The sequence below is a fragment of the Rhizobium sp. CRRU65 genome (assembly GCF_048551595.1).
In the GTDB taxonomy this organism is placed as follows: domain Bacteria; phylum Pseudomonadota; class Alphaproteobacteria; order Rhizobiales; family Rhizobiaceae; genus Rhizobium; species Rhizobium leguminosarum_J.
Genome location: NZ_JBLYZH010000020.1, coordinates 15,423 through 32,702 on the forward strand (window position 1 = coordinate 15,423; position 17,280 = coordinate 32,702).

Below are 17,280 nucleotides of genomic sequence, written 5' to 3' on the forward strand. Positions count from 1 at the left end.
GGGCCCTTCAGGGCCAGGCACGCCAAGGCGGCCGTCGGCGTTTTGCCGCGACGATTAACTCGCTCGCAAGATTCCACGTTCAATACGATCTTGAGGCGCTCTCTCAGACAACGACTGCGTGCGAATTCCTGGCGTATCGGCTAGCCAGGGTCGACGGTCACGATCCCTCGTCCGGTATGTTCAAGACCTCTCCGCACGCCTTGCAATGAACGGCGTCGGCGTCATGGCGCTGAAGGCCGCATCGGTGACAGGAATAGGTCACTTTGTGAGGGCGGACCACTGCCTGAGCAAGCCTGACGAATAGGGAGATGCCGACGATCATCGTCACAACGGAAGTGAGCTTGCCCAGCGTTCCCGGAAGCGTGATGTCTCCGAATCCCGTCGTCGTCACCGTCGCGACCGTGAAGTATAGCGCATCGACGAATCCTTCGCTTCCCTCCCTGTTGTAGAAGAAGGACGTATAGACGAACCCGGTTGCCATGAAGAGGAACACAAGGAGATTGATCACCGCCCGGACGACGTCGAGAAGGTACAAATAGCCGGCCTTGCGCAGCAAGTCCTTGAGCAGCGGACTGGTGCCGATCGCCCAGAACCGCATGATCCGCAGGAAAGCGAAATTGAAGAGCAGGTCCGGCAGCAACAGCGTGGCCAGCACCACGAAGTCGATCCAGGTCATCGGTCGCCGAATCCACTCGCGCAAAGAGAATGCGGCGACCGCCCGGCCGACCATCTCGGCGGCGATCCACACTGCTATCGCATAGTCGATGATCAGATAGGACGGACCGGATCGCAGGTACGGACCGAGCAGGAAGAAGGCGAGAATGGCGACGTCAATGGCAGCAAATACCAGCCGAAAGGCAATCGCCTGCCTGCCGTCGGCCCTATCGAGCCCTCGCAGCACCTGACGAAGCGAATTCTGCAGAGAGCCGTCGTCGGATTCGAAAGTTTTCATCCAGGGAATGTAGATCCCTCATCGGCGTCCGCAAGTCGCCGAAGAGATCCTTGTCCGGCAAATCGTTGTTCTCGTCTGGACAGGACTTGCCCTGCAGGGGCCGCCTCGATCTCAGGCGACGGACCATCCACCGTCTACCAGCAGATTAGCGCCGGTAATCAGGCTCGCAGCCGGTGATGCAAGGAAGACGACGGCACCCACCACATCATCGGTCTCACCGATCCGGCCGAGTGGAATGTGACCGAGCGTCGCTTCGCGATTATCGGCATCGGATAGAAAAGGTGCTGTACCATCGGTGTGAATGAACGTTGGCGATACGGTATTTACGGTGACGTCATAGCGTGCCCATTCGGCTGCAAGGCAGCGCGTGAGGTGATTGATGGCCGCCTTGCTCATGCAATAGATTGCCTCGCCGCGCAGTGCCACGGTGCCGGCCTGTGAGCTGATGTTGATGATCCTGCCGCCGTTGCGCTTGATCATGTGCCGGCCCACAGCCTGCGTCATCAGAAAGGTACCCTTGATGTTGACGTCGAGTATCTCGTCAAGATCCTTCTCTTCGACGAGTTCCGCGAGATTGCCTGGAGCCACGCCGACGTTGTTGACGAGGACGTCGATCCGGCCGAATGTCGCAAGCGCCGCGTCGACGGCTTGTGCGATATGGGCCTTGTTGGGGATGTCCAGTTCAACAGGGAGAACTTTTCGGCCCGCGCCCTCGAGTTCGGCAACCAGGTCCGCCGACGCCGCGACATCGCGGACCCCTAAAACAATATCGGAACCTGCTGCGGCGCAGGCAAGTGCGCAAGCTCGACCGATGCCGCGGCTCGCTCCTGTCACCAAAGTCACCTTGCCCTCAAGGCTGAAGTCCGGCGCATTCTTCTGCATCACGATGCCTCCCTCGATGAAGCTCCATTTATGGCAGTGTCGGCGTGCGGATGCCAGATATTCTCAGCATGCTGAGGAGTGTCCCTTTGACCAATGGGCGATCCGGCAACGTGGGACGCTTTTCCCGATACCTGCACACGACGACCACCTGCACCATGGCCTGGAAAATCGGCAGCCGGTGGCCTAGCCGATCTGCGTCAGGATCGGAAAGGTCTGCTGGAACCAGATCGCCACATTGCTGACCCATCCGAACAGGAAGGCGAGGCCGGTCAGCACGAGGAACAGACCCATCACCTTTTCCACCGTGCCGAGATGGCGGCGGAAGCGCGACAGGAAGCGCATGAAGGAGCCGGAAAAGCCGGCGGCGATCCAGAAGGGGATGGCAAGGCCGAGCGAATAGATGGCGAGCAGCCCGGCGCCGGAGCCGACCGTCTCGCGCGAGGCGGCAACGCCGAGGATTGCGCCAAGCACGGGGCCGATGCAGGGCGTCCAGCCGAAGGCGAAGGCAAGGCCCATGATATAGGCGCCCGTCAGCGTCGCCGGCTTGCCGCTGCCCTGGAAGCGCGCCTCACGCGCCAGCACCCCGATTCGAAAGAGGCCAAGGAAGTTCAACCCCATGACGATGATGATCAGCCCGCCGATCTTCGACAGGAGGTCGAGATGCTGGCGAAGCACCATGCCGATGCTGGAAGCACCGGCGCCGAGCGCTACGAAGACGGTGGCAAAGCCGAGCGTGAAGAGCAGTGCGGAAAAGAATACGCCGCGCCTGACGTCGGGCGCCACCGCCACTGCACCGCCGCCGCGAAACTGCTCGACGGAGATGCCGGCCATATAGCAGAGATAGGGCGGGACGAGGGGAAGCACGCAGGGCGACAGAAAGGAAAGCGCCCCGGCAATCAACGCGCTCCACAGGGAAATATCGGCAATCGACACGCATTCTCTCCGGCTGCAATCTGCGTGATGTTCCTAGCTTTGCAGGCAAGCGATTGCCAATCACCTTTTTGCGCGCGCGAGACATCTGTCTCTGCACGCAAGACATTTGTCTTGGCGCCCGCAAGAAATGTGCCGAACGTTTGCAAAAGGCAAAATTTTCGGTTGACCGGCATGGGTCGCCTGCCTATGTTCCGCCCACTTCCAGCCGGGGTGGTCACACCCGCGGAGAGGGAGAGCGTAGCTCAGCTGGTAGAGCAACTGACTTTTAATCAGTAGGTCTCGGGTTCGAACCCCGACGCTCTCACCATTTTAATCTTCAAGATAGCTGCCGCGATCTTAGATCAACAGTCGCAGTAACGCGCCCTCGTCCTTCACCCCATGCTGGTACGAATGGATAACCCGCCGAGCAAGATCTTCGCGCTCGGTGTCTGTTGTGATTTGTCGCATCGAGCTGATGTGGTCGAATACTCTCTGGCAGAGGGCAACTTCTTCGTCGCTCAACACGGTTTGTGCGTCGGCTATCTGGGATCGGATCATGATCGCCCTCACTTCCTTCGGATCGGTAGGAGGATGGAACCTCTGCTTTTTAAGCGCGTGAAGGGAGACACAAGGTCGTGAGGTCCCACCCCCATTGTCGTGATGGGTCCTTGCCCCACTGGCAACTAGTTCTCATTCGGCCCGCTCCACACATATGCAGAAGCCGGCTTTCTCTGGGCATTCCAGATCACTTCGTACCCTATCTTCTCAAGCGAGAGTAAAGCGCCAAGCCTTTCGTCATCTGAAAGGCTTCGCAGAGAAACGTTAAGTGCGTCCAGGCCGCCTAAATTGTAGAGGCTAACGAATACATTGATTGACATTGTTCCTCTCCCATTAGTACAGTATAGCACGCAAAGAAATATTTGATTAGGCCTAGGTAAATATTTTCAACATCTATTATCGATCCAAAAATTGTTTCAGATTTTCTTGTTTGGAGTGTGGGTTAGATTTGAGATGGTAGCGCCTTGCGTCTTTCCCGCAGGAATTGAGCTTCACTCGGTGCCAGGCCACCCATTGAAATTTCTGGAAGTTGTTATAAAATCAGTTCGTTGTGGTTTACGTGTCACGTCAGCATCTGGGAGGATTGCGATGTTTCAAGGTATGCACGGCTCCAAGTCGGCACTGGGTCCAGAAGACCTCACAATGATCAAAGACATCTATGACGAATGGTGCGCCGCACGCTGCTGCTCCAAGGATAACCCAAGTGCAATCAAAGCAGCTCAAGAGTTGATCTCCATGTTCGAACATGGGGTGCGGTCAAAAGATGATCTCCGCATTATGGTCGGCACTATAGGTGCCCATTTGCTCAAACACTGAAATGCAAGCGGCTAAAAGGCATCGCAGGGGAAGGCCAGTGAAAGATCGATGATCAGTCACATCGAGCGTCTCGATGCTTCAGAAGGCTCTCGGAAGAGATGAAGCCGAGGACGATCAACTGCTGGCGAACGCTTGCGAGCATGGTTTGGGATGTTGTTTGCGTGCGTCGACGCAGATACGCGACGGTTTATGAAATTGGCTAAGACATAGGAACCAACTTCCGCTGCGATCCGTTTTCTCCTCATCAACAACAGGAGAAATCCACCATGGATTGGAATCGTATCGAAGGAAACTGGAAGCAGGCGAAGGGCAAGGTCAAGGAGCAGTGGGGCAAACTCACCGACGATGATCTCGACCAGATCGCCGGCAAACGCGACCAGCTAGAAGGCAAGATCCAGGAGCGGTATGGCATCGAAAAGGACCGTATTAAACGCGACATCGATGACTGGTCCGGTCGCCAGTCTTGGTAATGCCAGACTTGGTAATGCCAGACCTGGTAATGACCGAACAAAAACCCGGTGAAAGCCGGGTTTTTGCTGCCGAAGGAGTTAAGCCGGCTGATGACTGTCGGATGTCATGAATATCCGCCAAAAGCCAGGAGAAGGGCGCCGAGCGCGATCACGGTGAGCGCCGGCCAGTTTTGCGATAGGCCGAGGAACCTGAGGCCTTGGCGCCGGGGTTCCAGCGTGGTGCCGCCTTGCGGCATTCGATGCGGATCACTCGGTCTTCGACCAAGCGCCGACGTAAAGAGAAAAAGAACTCCGCCGATGATGAGAGCGGCTCCGGTGAGGATTGCCCACATGGTGGCCTCCGCTAGCGATGAGGATGTGGATTAACCAAATCCGGACCTGATCGTTCCGTGAGCGGCTACTCACTTGAACAGCCGCCGCGTCGGAACCAAGAGCGCTTGCATGGAATTTGACCGCTGAGCAATGCTGGAGATCCCTCATGGACAAGACACCGAAGACGGCCATCCGCGGAATGATGTTGTACGTGTTCGCTCTTCTCGTTCTCGGGGTGCTGGCAGGCGCCGCCTACACAATCTATGGTCATCCCGCCGATCCGTCCGAGCGACCAGCGGCCGAGACGATTCCGCAAAAAGCTCCAGCTCCGCAGTGAGATACGTCTTTCCGAGGAATTGATTGATCCCTTCGAGAGGAACGAACCCGGACGGCGCCTGACACATCCGGCGCCCACCCGGTCAGGTCGTATTGAAAAGCTTGGGCTCCACAGCAAGAGACCCGCAAGTGGCGGCAAATAGGGCTTTGGAGAGCAAGCCTGAAATCCTGCCGCAAGTCCTTCCAACCAGTATGGAGCTTATATTTATAGGGAGAACAACCTGCGACAGAGAAAATCGGTATCTGCGCAGGGCCGATTGGATGGGCCGATTGGATGGGGAAGAAGCAGTGGGGCCAGGTCTCTGGAACCCAGAGATATTGCGTCGGAACAATTGAAATAAGGGAGTTTGCGGATGAGGGAACATGCGGTCGTGATATCAGGGGCAGGGCCGACGGGCCTGATGCTGGCAGGTGAACTGGCCTTGGCGGGCGTCGATGTCGCCATTGTCGAGCGCCGACCTGACCAGGGGCTTGCCGGTACGCGTGCCGGCGGTCTGAGTGCGCGCACGCTCGAGGTTCTCGATCAGCGCTGCATCGTCGACCGGTTCCTCGCGGAAGGGCAGATAGCCCAGGTCACGGGGTTTGCGGTCACCCGTCTGGATATCAGCGATTTTCCCACCCGGCACAATTACGGGCTGGCGCTGCGGCAGAAGCATATCGAGCGCATTCTGGCCGGCTGGGTCGGCGAGCTGGCGGTGCCGTTCTATCGCAGCCTCGAGGTAACGGGTTTCGCCCAGGATGACAGCGGCGTCACCATCGCACTCTCCGATGGGGCCTCGGTCAGGACCCGCTATCTCGTCGGCTGCGATGGCGGCCGCAGTCTGGTTCGCAAGGCTGCCGGCATTGAGTTTCCAGGATGGGATCCGACGACCGGCAACATTCTCGCCGAAGTGGAGATGGAAGAGGAGCCGCCATTCGGCATCCATCGCACCGCCCTTGGCATCTATGCCTTCGGCAGGGAGGAGTATGAAATCCACGACGGCAAGATCGTCTTTGCCAAGGAAGGTCCGATCGGCCTGATGGTGCCGGAGAAGAATGCCGGCGCCACGACCGAACCGACGCTCAGTGATCTCAGGGAAGCGCTGATCGCCGCCTTCGGAACGGATTACGGGCTCCATCGCGTCAACTGGATTTCCCGGTTCACCGACATGTCCAGGCAGGCGACGGCCTACCGCAAGGGCCGGGTATTTCTCGCCGGCGATGCCGCCCATGTGCATTCTCCGGTCGGCGGGCAAGGCCTGAATACCGGTGTGCAGGATGCCGTCAATCTCGGTTGGAAGTTGGCCCAGGTGCTGAAAGGCGCGTCGCCTGAAGCATTGCTCGACACCTATCACGCCGAGCGGCATCCGGTTGCTGCCCGCGTGTTGCGCATGACGATGGCGCAGGTGGCATTGCAGCGGACCGACGATCGCACCGAAGCCCTGCGTGACGTGGTAACGGAGCTGCTTGGCATGGAGGAGCCGCGCAAACGGATCGCCGCCGAGATGTCCGGACTTGCGATCCATTACGATTTCGGCGAGGGGCATCCGCTGCTTGGTCGCCGCATGCCTGACCTCGACTTGGTTACCTCAGATGGTCCTCTGCGTCTCTTTACGCTGCTCCAGGATGCGCGGCCCGTGTTCTTGAACCTTAACGCGCCCGGCAGCTTCGACATCGCGCCGTGGCCGGACCGCATCAAGTTGGTCGACGCCGGATATCACGGCGCATGGGAGCTGCCGGCGCTGGGCTTGGTCTCCGCGCCGACGGCAGTGTTGATCCGGCCCGATGGATATGTGGCCTGGGTGGGCGACGGGACGCAGGATGGTCTGCAAGAGGCTCTGAATAGCTGGTTCGGACCACCCGGCTAAAGGCCAAAAGCGCCGACTAAGCGGCGAGCGAGATCTGATCGCAGTCCGATATCGTCGCGGGATCCGGCATCGGTTTGCCGCGGCGTTCCCAGGTCCGGCGGCTGATGCCGAAAGCCTCCCAGGGGCGTGCTTGGCTGAAAGAATTGGCGAGATAATCGGCTCTGGAAAGCGCGCCGGCGGCGCGGCGCTGCTCCTCTTTTCGGCTTCGGTCCCGCTGCCGCCGCTTTTCCTTTTGAAGTTTGGCTCTCTTCCGTTTCGGCACATCGAAGGCACCGATGGTGCGGATATCGAGGGCGCTCCGTTCTGCGTAGCTTAAGTGCAAAGCATGGCCGAGGGCGTCGGCGGACAAGTCGGAAAAGCGCAACTTTGTCCGCTCGTAGATGACGTCCTCTATCTCGGCTTTGCCAGCCCAGGGAAGCCATCGCGCCGCCCAGCCGAGGACCACCTCGACAAACTCTTCCTTGAATTCGACCAAGGCGAGGCCGGCGATCACCTCGACGTAAATCAATGCGTCATCGGCCTCCGGCACGATGTCTCCGTGGCGATGCCTGATCAATTTTTCGATCTCGCGCATCCGGCCGCGGAAATGGTTCCAACGGCTGGCCCGCGTACGGCGCTGGACGGCCTTGTAACCCAGCAGACAGTCGCCGACCTTGATGGCCGTAACATTCCGCGACAAGCCATCCGGCTGGTCCGCTTTGGCAGTCCGCTTTTCCGATTGAGTCGCTTCATCCGGACCCATAAGACGAGCCATCAATTTTCCTTTGCCATCTGCCTTGGGGGGCCGAAACAGCTGATTGTAAAGGAAGGCCGAGGGGGTGATCATCCACTTTTTGCGGTGATCACACGTCATTCTGCGAAGAAGCGGCGGTGGGGGAGACTGCCTATTGCGGCCTAAATCATTCGCCGGATTTCGTTGACGAGAGGCGCCAACTCGCGGTGGAAGCTTTTGATCATCGCTTGTAGAAACGGCCCAGGGCGCAGTTGGTCTTCATCGATCTCATATCCTGCATTGCGCGCCAGCATCGTCAGAAAGACCAGCTGGATCCGTCCATTACCTTCGCGGAATGGATGGATCGCGTTGATTTCCGCCAGAAACCATGCGGAGTCTTCAGCGAAGGCGTCCTTTTTTCCGGTTTGGGTGAGATATTCGCGGCTTGCCAATTGAGCAAACAGCCGCTTGGCCTCCGGCTCGATATATTCAGGATAACCGAACCAGTTGTCACCCTTGCCGGTGCGGATGGTTCGGATATTCCCGGCCCACTCGTATACATCCTGGAAAAAATGATGGTGCAGCGCCCGATAGTGCGCGAAATCCCAATTGCCCTCTGGCAGAGCTTCCGTTGCGCGGGAATCGAACATCAGCTGTTCGAATTGATCAAGCTGCTCTTGATCTTCGATATCTGCCTTGTTGCGTAGGACGTGAGTGCCTGGATAACAGAGCGGATCCTCGACGGCATTGTAACGGACCACCCCTCAGACTTTCTTGAAGGCTTTAAGTATCTCTCGGCGGTAGGCGTCCCCCTTCAGGTCGCCGGACGTTAGTTTCTGCGACAGCGCCTTGGAACCGGCACTCATCTTCAAACCTTCGACCGCGGCGAATTTCTCCGCCTTCTTTTCACCGATCGGACGTGTGACAAACCGGCCGGATTCAGCAGATCGACCTAATTTCGTTTCTTTTGCCATGTCGCATCGTACCATCCAACCCAACCCTTTGCCTACGGTCTTATGACCGGAAAGGTACTGTTAAGTCGCTGTTCAGCGATCCATCGTCCGATCGCCGGAAAGGGAAGACGCGGTTGAGCCACGACATTTCCATCAGCACGTGTCTGCAATCAGCGGAAGCCGAAGAAACTCAAAATCGCGAGCACGATAACGACAGCGCCGACAAGCCAGATCAAATTGTTCATGGGAAACTGTTCTCCTGTTGAGTGTCGGGCCATTGTGACCCGATCACTTAACGGTGAGGCAGGGCTTGGAGTTCCCAACCGGTCCAATTGCTGTAGCGTGCCACCTTCGGCGCAGGACCAATTTCCGGCTCTATGCCTTTCAATAGCTGCACGAGCGAGCATTGCTGGGTCTGAACCCATCCGCACATGCCGGGTTTACCGATGTATTCCGCTGATATTGAAAGTCCTGGTGATCCTGCCTTGCAGGCGATGTGCAGGAAGACGTGAACGCGGACACACTGATCAGCACTCCCACTACCAATGGAAAAAATCGGTTCATCTGAACGTCTCCTCACAAGCCTGTCATGGTCGCAATCTACCATGCCAACGCGAGCCTATACGAAAACTTGTGGCCCGCTAGATCACGCTCACCTGAGCCGAAACATTCGCACGATTGATCAATCAATCTATAATCGTGATGTGTCGCGCCTCAGTTGATGATTAAATTCACGTAAGTCTAGCCTGGTCGGGCTATTCTGTCGTTATGGAAGTAGTTTCGCGACGTTAATAGTCAAGTGGACGCGATTTCGACTTGAATAGATTGCGATTTTTGAGTAAAATTACACCATAAAAAAGTAATATAAATGGGAGGATACTATGTCGTCAACTCGGTTCGATCCGATTCTGCTTCATCGTCAACATATCATCGATGAGGTCACGTGCCTCGATGAAATCTTCGATGTTCTGGACGGGTGGCCGGAGGACAAACGGGGTTTGGCGTATGACACGCTGTTGAAGGCGTGCAGAGATGCGGCCAATGGGCGTTTCCCGCTGAGCGCTGCGCGCGAGAATTTCCGGCGGTTCCTGAAGATGGCTGGCGTCCTTGCGAAGGTCGAGGGTGGCCCCAAATTCGACGGACCGATGAACCACCAAATTGGTAATGCTTAGTAAGATTATAGGCCTGTTGCGGGCCGTCTGCATGGCAGGGAGGGCGCGCCGTCACATCAGTTGCGGCGCGTTCTGGTTTCGATATCTGCTGATCGGATGATCGCCTATTTCTTGGCCACAAGGCGCCGCGGCAAGCCCTGCAAGAGGCAGCCGGCTATTCGGGTGTCGGATCCAGCAGATCTTAGTTTACGTCTGCATTGGCCCAGTCGCATCGGAAGACCAGCATGGGCTTCGAGAACCCCTTGAACCGTCGGCGTGTTGCGTGAGTGAAGAGATCGGCCGCGCCATATTCCCGAAAAATATTCTCTGAGACCAGGATCTGGTCGCTGGAGGCTGCCGCACATAGTCGCGCGGCAAGCTGCACGGTCGAGCCGAAGAGGTCGTTGCTGTCCTCGACCGGTTCGCCGCAATCCACTCCGATGCGGATATGGATAGGCTCGGTGTTTCCGCCGTTGTAACGCTCGAATTCCTGCTGGATCGCCATGGCGCATTCGACGGCTGCCGTTGTCGCGGCGAATGCCGCCATGATGCCATCGCCGGTGTGTTTCACTTCTCGGCCTGAATTCTGGCTGAGGCATCGGCGCACGACAGCGTCATGGGCCCTGACCATTTCGGTCGCAATGCGGTCGCCGAGGCGCGATGTCATCGCTGTCGATCCGACGATGTCGGTAAAAAGGATTGCCCGGTGGCCAGGATCCACCTGAGCGGAGGATTGGCCGGGGGCCGGCTCAGGGTCATGGATTCGGCCTAGAAAAGCCTCAACCGCGGACAGGGCGACCTCGACGATCTCGCCGGCGACGAAGCCATGGGCCTCGCGATGCACACATTGCGCAGTTTCCGCATCCGGCGCATCCACCAGGCAAAAGGCGGTCCCGCGCCGCTGATCGAACCAATAGGTCAGGAACTTGACGCCGTACTTGTCCTGGATATCGAGATCCATGCGATGTGCCTGAGCGACGTCAGCCGCTGACGTTCCCTCAAGAAAGTGCCGGTCCATGAAAATAGGCATCGCGCGCTCCTCCCAGATCCGCCGCGTGCAGGAGATGGCATTGTACGACCGGGACGAAACTCCGTCCACCTCTGGCACAATCAATGAATGATTAGAGAGGTTCTTGCTTCCAGCAATGCATATGAGTTGCTGTAATCCTTATAGAGTATAGAAGGAAAGACTGAGTTTTAATCAGCGGGAGTGGGATGGAAAGCCCGATATTTACCATAATCAGTCGCTTAATGACTGGTCGGGGGAGCTGTCGGGGTCTTCAGGCGTTCCATGTTCTCAAACGCGGCGGCTGCCGGACCCGGGAGGGATGGAGAAACACGTCTGTTACGGCCATGATTGACCTGAGCATAATGCCGAAAAGTGTGAGCGGTTTTCGGAAGACATCATGCTCTAACTCTATAGTGTGGAACAGGATTCAGATTTCAGGCCGACCCGGGCCTAAATCATCCTGTTCTAGGATCAAAAGCCAAGCTTTCGTCCCGGTAGGCGACCTGCCAACGGCACGCAAATTGCATCGTATTCCATAGCTCCACCGAAATTGGGAAAAGCTGTAGCAAAGTGAGACAGACGGCACATTTTCGACCGGTTGGCTTGGCCTCAATGGGGCTCGGCCATTATGCCGTTATTAACTCTGTGTGGGACGCCGCGCGCACGCTCCTGCGCGACTGGCCGGTAGACGACGGTGAAGAGTATTTCGAAGCCGTCAAGTCGTGCCTGGATGCGATTATCGGCGACCTCCCACCGGAACACGTTCGGGCAGCCTTCATCAGGGCTGCGCAGGAGGCCGGCATTGCCGTCATAGAAGCGGCGGACTGAGTATTTGCCTAGCCTCGGCGCCAGCCTCCGGCTGGCAACACCTATCCTCGAAGCCATGTCCCGACGCTTGACTTTTCCGGCTGAAGTTCTAATTTAGAACAAAACAGGAACATTGGAGATGATCATGACGCATACGGAACAGGTGATCGCCAACGCCCTCGCGCTTGTCGAAGCGTCCCGCGCGGCCCGCGAGCGGGATCAACAGCGGCGCGCTGCCTGGCAGAGAAAGGTCGAACTCAGCCGGCCGCTGCCGCCATTGCCACGCCCGGTTCAATTGCCGTTGGCGCTGAACTGATGCAGCCGGCAAAAGCCTTGGAACCCCATCGGGCACGCCCCGAACAAGCCGGGCTCGATCAAGCCTGGCCCGATCAGGCCTGGGAAGTCGAAGCTGTGCTTGCCTGGCATGACGACAATGCCAGGGCGGCGATACGCTCGCTGCTCGATGACTGCAAACATCTCCGCCAGCAACTGGCGCTGGCGGAAAGCGTGATGAGCCGCGGGATGGCCCGCGGTTGGATGCCGCGATACGAGCGGGATGCTCTTTGAGACCATCCAGGCCCGGCCTCAGCCGCCGGCAGCGCTCGTCTCCGGATCGATCGCGGGCATCCGGCTGCGGGCGATGACGGCTCCGACCAGTGCGATCGCCACCACGGCGCCGATCCATGCGCCATACAAGCTCTGCCCGAGAATGAGGCCGGCAAGCACCGGTGTGACGATGTCGGTGACGGCGACGAGCGACTGCGTTGCTCCCATGACGATGCCCTGGCGTTGCTGCGGCACGTGCACGGAGAGCGCCGCGACGAATGTCGGCCGCGCCAATGCCACGCCCGTGCTGATGCAAAGGACGGCGAAGGCGAGGGTGGCGATGTCGGTGGCGAGGCCAGCCGTGACATAACCAATCGAGAGAATGGTGAAGACCAGGACGATCAGGCCTCGCTCAGAGAAGGTGCCGCCGAGCCATCTCAGCAGGAAAAGCTGGACCAGGACGTTGATCGCACCGTCGGCGGTCAGGAGGTAACCCAACTCCTTCGGACCGAACGCATGCTCATTCCACGTGAATGTATCCGCCAGAAAAACGGCGAGCTGCGAACTGAACATCCCGTATGAGAAATAGTGGCAGAGAAGAACGGCGACGAGGACGCGGATGACCGGCGAGGCGAGCAGGGTTCGGAAGGAAACCTTCTCGCCGACCGTCTCGTCCGCTTTGCTGTCGTCGCCGAACCGGCCGTGCGCATCGCCACCTTTCAGCCAAAGCCCGGTCACCACCATGCTGGTCGCCGACAGGGCAAGCGCGACCCAGATCGGCGCCGTCAGGGAAATGTCGGCAAGGTATCCGGAGAGGCCCGGCCCGATCATTCCGCCAAGGCCGAGGCCTGCGCTCAGAATACCGATGGCCTGCCGCCGGGTGGCGGAGCTGCTGTTATCGGCGGCATAGGCGGCCGCGGCCGAGAAGTTGGCTGCGGTCAGGCCGAGCAGGATCCGCGCCAGCAGCACGAAGACGACGCTATCGGCAAGCGCCAGCAGCAAAAGGCTGATCAGCGCTCCGGCCTGGCTGGCGAGCAGAACCCTCTTGCGTCCGTAACGGTCGGAAAGTTGCCCCAGCCATGGAGCGGCAACGAACTGGCTCAGCGCTTCCGCACCGAGCACGAGCCCGAGAACGAGCGGCGACGCGCCGAGATTCCGGAGGTGGAAAGGCAGGATCGGCAGAATGGCGCCGCTGCTGGCGGCATCGAGGCTGACGATGATGAAAACCGGCAGCATCCGCCGCCAGTCAAGTTTCTGCGACACGGCGCTTGCGGCAGCATCGATCGGACGCAGTTCGTCGCTCATCACATTTCTCTCTCTGACTGAGGCTAGGACGGTGCACGCGGCCGGCCGCCCTGAGAAACTCGCTTCTCCGGCGTTACGCGATCGCGGCGGGTATTCCCGCAGCCGGGTTCCCAGCAGCGCGCCTGTCTTCAGACGCGCCGAGGCCGTGACGCTTTGAGTTGCCGCTTACGCAGCAAGGCCGACATTTGCGAGATAGGCTTCCAGAGCCCAGGCGTGAGCGGACGCAATGATAGCGCCGACATAGCCATCCGGACGCACGAGCACCCAGTCGCCCGATGTCAGACCGTAGGCATCATGGAAATGCCCGCCTTCATCGATGACATCTCCGCGCTCGCCGATCCTGTGGATATGCAGGCCCGGGCGCGGCGGCACGGCGGCTTGCTCGACCTCGTAGCCGAGCAGCGTCCAGTGCGGCCCCCTGAACAGTTCGAACAGGCGCGTTGGCTGGCCGGCGACACCTTTGAGCGGCGCATCGGGCGCACGGTCGCCCGCAAGCAGGCCGGCGTTCCGCTCCGGCTTTTCCAGGGCGAAGGAGGAGGAGGGATAGCCGATATCGAGTTGATGCACATCGCGGCCGCGCCGCATATCGCCTCGCTTCATGGCGTCGAGAAGATTGGTCGCCAGACCGAGAACGGCGGCGGCGACCGGGCGGCGCTCTTCCTCATAGCTGTCGAGCAGAGCGTCGGGGGCGCCCGCAGCGACCGCAGCCAGTTTCCATCCGAGATTATAGGCGTCCTGAACGCTGGTATTCAGACCCTGTCCGCCGGTCGGCGGATGCGTATGGGCGGCATCGCCGACCAGGAAGACGCGGCCGAGCCGGTAGCGATCGGCAAGCCGGGCGTTCATATGGAAGGCTGACGCCCAGGAGACCGATCGGACCTCGATGTCGTCGCGTGCGGTGCGTTCCTTCACCAGGGCGGTCAAGCCTGCCGCGGAGAGGTCGACCTCGCCTTCGAGCGGGATGGGTCCCTGGATCTGGAACAGGTCCGTCCCCGCCAGCGGGCAAATGGCGATCTGCCGCTGCATGTCGCCATCGCCGAAGCGATGCCATATCTCTCGGTCCAACCCTGTCAGAATGACATCGGCGACCATGGCGCGCACGCCGAGCGTCTTGCCGGGAAAGCCGATATCCAGCGCATGGCGCACAAAGCTGCGGCCGCCATCGGCGCCGACGAGCCAACGCACGCGGATGGTCTCTTCACCGGATGTGCCCTTAAGTCGAGCAGTCACGCCCGCCTCATCCTGTTCGAAGCCGATGAGTTCGCATCCGAATTCGGGGCGATGCCCAAGCTCGAGCAGGCGTTCGCGCATCACGCCTTCGGTCAGGAACTGCGGCACCATCAGCGGAAGATGATAGGGCTCGGCCGGCGTCGGCTCGCCACCCACCACAGCGTCGGATTCGCTGACGCTGCCATCGTCACGATATTCCCGCTGCCTGGGATAGGTGCCGCCTTGGGCGACGATCCGGTCGAGAATGCCGAGATCCTCGAACACTTCCTGGCTCCGCGGCTGAATGCCCTTGCCGCGGGAACCGCGGAACGGGTCGTTCAATTTTTCGATCAGGCGGAAGGATACACCCCGCCGCGCCAGCTCGATCGCCAGCGTCAGGCCGGCAGCCCCGGCGCCTGATATCAGCACGTCGACTGTGGAATTCTCTGTCATTGATTTCTCCATGTGTGTATTATGCACATAATAGGAGAATCGGCATGGCGTCAACAAAGAATGTGCAAAATACACATATAAGCGGAAAGCTGCGCGAGCTGCATGGGGCTTTGATCGAGATCGTCAGCGTCATGAACCGCCCGCAGCGCGACGAGCAGATGGTCCGCGAGGCAGGCATTTCGCTCGATCGCGCCCTGTTTCCGCTGCTGGTCACGATCGAACGGCTCGGTCCCATCGGGGTGGTCGAACTCGCCGACCGCGCCGGGCGCGATTACACCACCGTCAGCCGTCAGGTCGCCAAGCTCGAAAGTCTCGATCTGGTGGAGCGCCGCGGCAATGCTACCGACCGCCGCGTGCGCGAGGCGGTCATCAGCCCGAAGGGCAAGGCAATGACCGATCGCATCGACATCGCCCGCGAGCGGATGGGCCGCGCCATCTTCGAGAGCTGGGAGGAACACGATTTCAATGAACTGGTGCGGCTCATGCGGAAGTTTGCCGAGGATATCAGCGGCGATATCGGCAATGGCGCGGGAGAAGCTGCGGGCGAGGGCGGACGGCAAGCGGATTAGCCTCTAAATTCCTCCTTGATATGTCGGGTGAATTCACCGGAGCCATTGCGCCGGCGCGTCTGCGATGATCTTGTAGCGACCTGCAATCGCAACGTTTTCCGGTGATTCCCAATGTTCGATATTCTGTGGCGCGGCCTGGTGATCGGCGCCGGCGCAACCATCCTCATGGACCTCTGGGCGATCCTGCTCACCCAGTTCGGCCAGGCGGCCCCCAATTGGGCACCGGTCGGACGCTGGTTCTGGCACCTCCGCCGCGGCAAGGTCTTTCACGAGAGCATTGCCGACGCCGAGCCCTATGCCAATGAGCTGGCGCTCGGCTGGATCAGCCATTACGCCGTCGGCATTCTCTATGGGGTGATCTTCGCCATCATCATGGGCTCAGGCTGGTTGGCGGCCCCGATATTTCTTCCCGCCTGGATCTTCGGCATCGTCACCGTCGGGGCAGGGTGGTTCCTGCTGCAGCCGGGCCTCGGCATCGGCTGGGCCGCTTCCAAACATCCGACCCCAAACAAGGTTCGGTGCTTCAACCTTCTCGCCCATACGGTTTTTGCGCTGGGGCTTTATGGCACGGCATTGATCATTGGGTGAGCTCGGGGTCTGCTCGCCTCGCCCAATGAGGATCGCCGCCTGCCCCTCACCCTAACCCTCTCCGCGTAAACGGGGCGAGGGGACGTGCCCTGCGAGAGGTTGTCGAGGAACGGAGAGGTGAGCGGCAATCCCCCTTCGCCCCGCAAGCGGGGAGAAGGTGCCGGCAGGCGGATGAGGGGCAACCCTTGCCAGAGGGCTCCATGTGCCCCTCATAGCGGCAGCCTCAATCGAGCCTCACCTTACCGCGCAGCCCAGTTGGCGCCGCGGCGGAAGATGGTCTTCATCTGGGGAACGTCGAATTCCTTGGCCTGATGGCCGAGCGAGGAATAGAAGACGCGGCCCTTGCCGTATTTCCGCTTCCAGACGACGGGCATGACGACGCCGTCGATCCAGTAGGCGTGTTCGCCGGTGAACTTGGTCGTCGCCAGAACCTCGTTCGAGGGGTCGACATGCATGTAATATTGCTCTGAGGTATAGGGGAAATCGGTAATCCCCTCCATGAGCGGATCGTCGGGGCGGGTGATGTTGACGCTATAGTCTATGATGTTGCCGGGGTGAGCCACCCACTGGCCGCCGATGATGAACTGGTAGTCGACGGAGTCGCGGAAGGCATCGCCCGCGCCGCCGTGATAGCCGGCGATACCGACGCCGCTCTCGATCGCCGTGGCGAGGTTCTTCACCTCCTCCTTCTCGATCTTCGACATCGTCATGATCGGCACGACGAGGCTGAGATCATGGACGGAGGGGTCGGCAAGCGCCTCGGTGCCGTGTTCGAGATAGACCTTGAAGCCGTCTTCCTCGAGCATGGTCTTGATGATTTCGGCGCACTCCTGCGGCTCATGCCCGCTCCAGCCGCCCCAGACGATCAGTGCTTCACGCATAGTCTTTCCTCC

Annotated in this window: 23 protein-coding genes and 1 tRNA gene; 11 read left to right on the forward strand and 13 right to left on the reverse strand. The window is 59.5% G+C overall.

All coding sequences use genetic code 11. The annotated features are described in order from the left end of the window. Positions 1–157: 157 nt before the first annotated feature. The 3 genes from ACM5SV_RS30870 to ACM5SV_RS30880 form a co-directional block, all read right to left on the reverse strand. Complete coding sequence (locus ACM5SV_RS30870) at positions 158–952, reverse strand: potassium channel family protein (RefSeq protein WP_012757364.1); 795 nt, start codon at positions 950–952, stop codon at positions 158–160. Positions 953–1,063: 111 nt separating this feature from the next. Then, a complete protein-coding gene (locus ACM5SV_RS30875; RefSeq protein ID WP_113545130.1) occupies positions 1,064–1,834 on the reverse strand; it encodes an SDR family NAD(P)-dependent oxidoreductase in 771 nt (256 codons plus the stop codon). A gap of 183 nt (positions 1,835–2,017) precedes the next feature. Then, a complete protein-coding gene (locus ACM5SV_RS30880; RefSeq protein WP_222017529.1) occupies positions 2,018–2,767 on the reverse strand; it encodes a cytochrome c biogenesis CcdA family protein in 750 nt (249 codons plus the stop codon). Positions 2,768–2,998: 231 nt separating this feature from the next. Here ACM5SV_RS30880 and ACM5SV_RS30885 point away from each other — a divergent pair. Beyond that, positions 2,999–3,074 (forward strand) — tRNA-Lys (locus tag ACM5SV_RS30885). Between the two features lie 29 nt (positions 3,075–3,103). Here the strand turns inward: ACM5SV_RS30885 and ACM5SV_RS30890 are convergent. Next, complete coding sequence (locus ACM5SV_RS30890; protein ID WP_012757370.1) at positions 3,104–3,304, reverse strand: hypothetical protein; 201 nt, start codon at positions 3,302–3,304, stop codon at positions 3,104–3,106. 125 nt (positions 3,305–3,429) lie between these two features. After that, positions 3,430–3,624, reverse strand: coding sequence for a hypothetical protein (locus tag ACM5SV_RS30895; RefSeq protein ID WP_113545121.1), 195 nt, complete (start codon positions 3,622–3,624; stop codon positions 3,430–3,432). Between the two features lie 268 nt (positions 3,625–3,892). Here ACM5SV_RS30895 and ACM5SV_RS30900 point away from each other — a divergent pair, with 268 nt between their 5' ends. Then, the gene (locus ACM5SV_RS30900; protein ID WP_222017531.1) at positions 3,893–4,120 is read left to right on the forward strand and encodes a hypothetical protein; all 228 of its coding nucleotides are present in this window, start codon (positions 3,893–3,895) and stop codon (positions 4,118–4,120) included. Positions 4,121–4,386: 266 nt separating this feature from the next. Then, on the forward strand, positions 4,387–4,590 hold the full coding sequence (locus ACM5SV_RS30905; RefSeq protein WP_221962958.1) for a CsbD family protein: 204 nt from the start codon (positions 4,387–4,389) through the stop codon (positions 4,588–4,590). A gap of 104 nt (positions 4,591–4,694) precedes the next feature. Here the strand turns inward: ACM5SV_RS30905 and ACM5SV_RS30910 are convergent, their stop codons facing one another. Then, positions 4,695–4,922 carry a hypothetical protein gene (locus tag ACM5SV_RS30910; protein WP_222017533.1) on the reverse strand — a complete coding sequence of 76 codons (228 nt, stop codon included), beginning with the start codon at positions 4,920–4,922 and terminating at the stop codon, positions 4,695–4,697. 146 nt (positions 4,923–5,068) lie between these two features. On the opposite strand from ACM5SV_RS30910, the gene ACM5SV_RS30915 reads away from it, so the two are divergent. Next, entirely contained in the window at positions 5,069–5,239 is a 171-nt protein-coding gene (locus ACM5SV_RS30915; RefSeq protein WP_222017534.1) for a hypothetical protein, read from the forward strand. A 352-nt stretch (positions 5,240–5,591) separates the two neighbouring features. Further along, complete coding sequence (locus ACM5SV_RS30920) at positions 5,592–7,085, forward strand: FAD-dependent monooxygenase (RefSeq protein WP_222017536.1); 1,494 nt, start codon at positions 5,592–5,594, stop codon at positions 7,083–7,085. A gap of 16 nt (positions 7,086–7,101) precedes the next feature. Here the strand turns inward: ACM5SV_RS30920 and ACM5SV_RS30925 are convergent, their stop codons facing one another. The 3 genes from ACM5SV_RS30925 to ACM5SV_RS30935 form a co-directional block, all read right to left on the reverse strand. After that, positions 7,102–7,839 carry a hypothetical protein gene (locus ACM5SV_RS30925; RefSeq protein WP_419425471.1) on the reverse strand — a complete coding sequence of 246 codons (738 nt, stop codon included), beginning with the start codon at positions 7,837–7,839 and terminating at the stop codon, positions 7,102–7,104. Positions 7,840–7,979: 140 nt separating this feature from the next. After that, positions 7,980–8,558 carry a Fic/DOC family protein gene (locus ACM5SV_RS30930; protein WP_222017540.1) on the reverse strand — a complete coding sequence of 193 codons (579 nt, stop codon included), beginning with the start codon at positions 8,556–8,558 and terminating at the stop codon, positions 7,980–7,982. 3 nt (positions 8,559–8,561) lie between these two features. Beyond that, positions 8,562–8,771 carry a hypothetical protein gene (locus ACM5SV_RS30935; RefSeq protein ID WP_017994017.1) on the reverse strand — a complete coding sequence of 70 codons (210 nt, stop codon included), beginning with the start codon at positions 8,769–8,771 and terminating at the stop codon, positions 8,562–8,564. Between the two features lie 860 nt (positions 8,772–9,631). On the opposite strand from ACM5SV_RS30935, the gene ACM5SV_RS30940 reads away from it, so the two are divergent. Further along, complete coding sequence (locus tag ACM5SV_RS30940; RefSeq protein WP_017988273.1) at positions 9,632–9,922, forward strand: DUF982 domain-containing protein; 291 nt, start codon at positions 9,632–9,634, stop codon at positions 9,920–9,922. A 181-nt stretch (positions 9,923–10,103) separates the two neighbouring features. On the opposite strand, the gene ACM5SV_RS30945 is transcribed toward ACM5SV_RS30940, so the two are convergent. After that, positions 10,104–10,931 carry a nickel-binding protein gene (locus tag ACM5SV_RS30945; RefSeq protein WP_222005599.1) on the reverse strand — a complete coding sequence of 276 codons (828 nt, stop codon included), beginning with the start codon at positions 10,929–10,931 and terminating at the stop codon, positions 10,104–10,106. Between the two features lie 549 nt (positions 10,932–11,480). Between ACM5SV_RS30945 and ACM5SV_RS30950 the strand changes: the two genes are divergently transcribed. From ACM5SV_RS30950 to ACM5SV_RS30960, 3 genes are all read left to right on the forward strand, one after another. After that, complete coding sequence (locus tag ACM5SV_RS30950) at positions 11,481–11,738, forward strand: DUF982 domain-containing protein (RefSeq protein WP_011651896.1); 258 nt, start codon at positions 11,481–11,483, stop codon at positions 11,736–11,738. A gap of 124 nt (positions 11,739–11,862) precedes the next feature. Next, positions 11,863–12,033 (forward strand): hypothetical protein, encoded by a 171-nt coding sequence (locus ACM5SV_RS30955; protein WP_162039352.1) that lies wholly within the window; start codon positions 11,863–11,865, stop codon positions 12,031–12,033. Then, entirely contained in the window at positions 12,033–12,284 is a 252-nt protein-coding gene (locus ACM5SV_RS30960; protein ID WP_222017542.1) for a hypothetical protein, read from the forward strand. The genes ACM5SV_RS30955 and ACM5SV_RS30960 overlap by 1 nt, the downstream gene beginning before the upstream one ends. A gap of 18 nt (positions 12,285–12,302) precedes the next feature. On the opposite strand, the gene ACM5SV_RS30965 is transcribed toward ACM5SV_RS30960, so the two are convergent. Then, the gene (locus ACM5SV_RS30965) at positions 12,303–13,568 is read right to left on the reverse strand and encodes an MFS transporter (RefSeq protein WP_222017544.1); all 1,266 of its coding nucleotides are present in this window, start codon (positions 13,566–13,568) and stop codon (positions 12,303–12,305) included. 165 nt (positions 13,569–13,733) lie between these two features. Next, entirely contained in the window at positions 13,734–15,230 is a 1,497-nt protein-coding gene (locus ACM5SV_RS30970; protein WP_222017546.1) for an FAD-dependent oxidoreductase, read from the reverse strand. Between the two features lie 44 nt (positions 15,231–15,274). Here ACM5SV_RS30970 and ACM5SV_RS30975 point away from each other — a divergent pair, with 44 nt between their 5' ends. Then, a complete protein-coding gene (locus ACM5SV_RS30975; RefSeq protein ID WP_222017548.1) occupies positions 15,275–15,799 on the forward strand; it encodes a MarR family winged helix-turn-helix transcriptional regulator in 525 nt (174 codons plus the stop codon). A gap of 111 nt (positions 15,800–15,910) precedes the next feature. Then, the gene (locus tag ACM5SV_RS30980; RefSeq protein WP_222017550.1) at positions 15,911–16,387 is read left to right on the forward strand and encodes a DUF2938 domain-containing protein; all 477 of its coding nucleotides are present in this window, start codon (positions 15,911–15,913) and stop codon (positions 16,385–16,387) included. 239 nt (positions 16,388–16,626) lie between these two features. Here ACM5SV_RS30980 and ACM5SV_RS30985 read toward each other — a convergent pair whose 3' ends face one another. Beyond that, entirely contained in the window at positions 16,627–17,268 is a 642-nt protein-coding gene (locus ACM5SV_RS30985; protein WP_222017552.1) for a ThuA domain-containing protein, read from the reverse strand. Positions 17,269–17,280: the final 12 nt, after the last annotated feature.

What these genes read in the sequence shown, in the direction of transcription:
- ACM5SV_RS30870 (WP_012757364.1), bottom strand. Translation starts at nt 952, where the DNA reads ATGAAAACTTTCGAATCCGACGACGGCTCTCTGCAGAATTCGCTTCGT.
- ACM5SV_RS30875 (WP_113545130.1), bottom strand. Translation starts at nt 1,834, where the DNA reads ATGCAGAAGAATGCGCCGGACTTCAGCCTTGAGGGCAAGGTGACTTTG.
- ACM5SV_RS30890 (WP_012757370.1), bottom strand. Translation starts at nt 3,304, where the DNA reads ATGATCCGATCCCAGATAGCCGACGCACAAACCGTGTTGAGCGACGAA.
- ACM5SV_RS30895 (WP_113545121.1), bottom strand. Translation starts at nt 3,624, where the DNA reads ATGTCAATCAATGTATTCGTTAGCCTCTACAATTTAGGCGGCCTGGAC.
- ACM5SV_RS30900 (WP_222017531.1), top strand. Translation starts at nt 3,893, where the DNA reads ATGTTTCAAGGTATGCACGGCTCCAAGTCGGCACTGGGTCCAGAAGAC.
- ACM5SV_RS30905 (WP_221962958.1), top strand. Translation starts at nt 4,387, where the DNA reads ATGGATTGGAATCGTATCGAAGGAAACTGGAAGCAGGCGAAGGGCAAG.
- ACM5SV_RS30910 (WP_222017533.1), bottom strand. Translation starts at nt 4,922, where the DNA reads ATGTGGGCAATCCTCACCGGAGCCGCTCTCATCATCGGCGGAGTTCTT.
- ACM5SV_RS30915 (WP_222017534.1), top strand. Translation starts at nt 5,069, where the DNA reads ATGGACAAGACACCGAAGACGGCCATCCGCGGAATGATGTTGTACGTG.
- ACM5SV_RS30920 (WP_222017536.1), top strand. Translation starts at nt 5,592, where the DNA reads ATGAGGGAACATGCGGTCGTGATATCAGGGGCAGGGCCGACGGGCCTG.
- ACM5SV_RS30925 (WP_419425471.1), bottom strand. Translation starts at nt 7,839, where the DNA reads ATGGCTCGTCTTATGGGTCCGGATGAAGCGACTCAATCGGAAAAGCGG.
- ACM5SV_RS30935 (WP_017994017.1), bottom strand. Translation starts at nt 8,771, where the DNA reads ATGGCAAAAGAAACGAAATTAGGTCGATCTGCTGAATCCGGCCGGTTT.
- ACM5SV_RS30940 (WP_017988273.1), top strand. Translation starts at nt 9,632, where the DNA reads ATGTCGTCAACTCGGTTCGATCCGATTCTGCTTCATCGTCAACATATC.
- ACM5SV_RS30945 (WP_222005599.1), bottom strand. Translation starts at nt 10,931, where the DNA reads ATGCCTATTTTCATGGACCGGCACTTTCTTGAGGGAACGTCAGCGGCT.
- ACM5SV_RS30955 (WP_162039352.1), top strand. Translation starts at nt 11,863, where the DNA reads ATGACGCATACGGAACAGGTGATCGCCAACGCCCTCGCGCTTGTCGAA.
- ACM5SV_RS30960 (WP_222017542.1), top strand. Translation starts at nt 12,033, where the DNA reads ATGCAGCCGGCAAAAGCCTTGGAACCCCATCGGGCACGCCCCGAACAA.
- ACM5SV_RS30965 (WP_222017544.1), bottom strand. Translation starts at nt 13,568, where the DNA reads ATGAGCGACGAACTGCGTCCGATCGATGCTGCCGCAAGCGCCGTGTCG.
- ACM5SV_RS30970 (WP_222017546.1), bottom strand. Translation starts at nt 15,230, where the DNA reads ATGACAGAGAATTCCACAGTCGACGTGCTGATATCAGGCGCCGGGGCT.
- ACM5SV_RS30975 (WP_222017548.1), top strand. Translation starts at nt 15,275, where the DNA reads ATGGCGTCAACAAAGAATGTGCAAAATACACATATAAGCGGAAAGCTG.
- ACM5SV_RS30980 (WP_222017550.1), top strand. Translation starts at nt 15,911, where the DNA reads ATGTTCGATATTCTGTGGCGCGGCCTGGTGATCGGCGCCGGCGCAACC.
- ACM5SV_RS30985 (WP_222017552.1), bottom strand. Translation starts at nt 17,268, where the DNA reads ATGCGTGAAGCACTGATCGTCTGGGGCGGCTGGAGCGGGCATGAGCCG.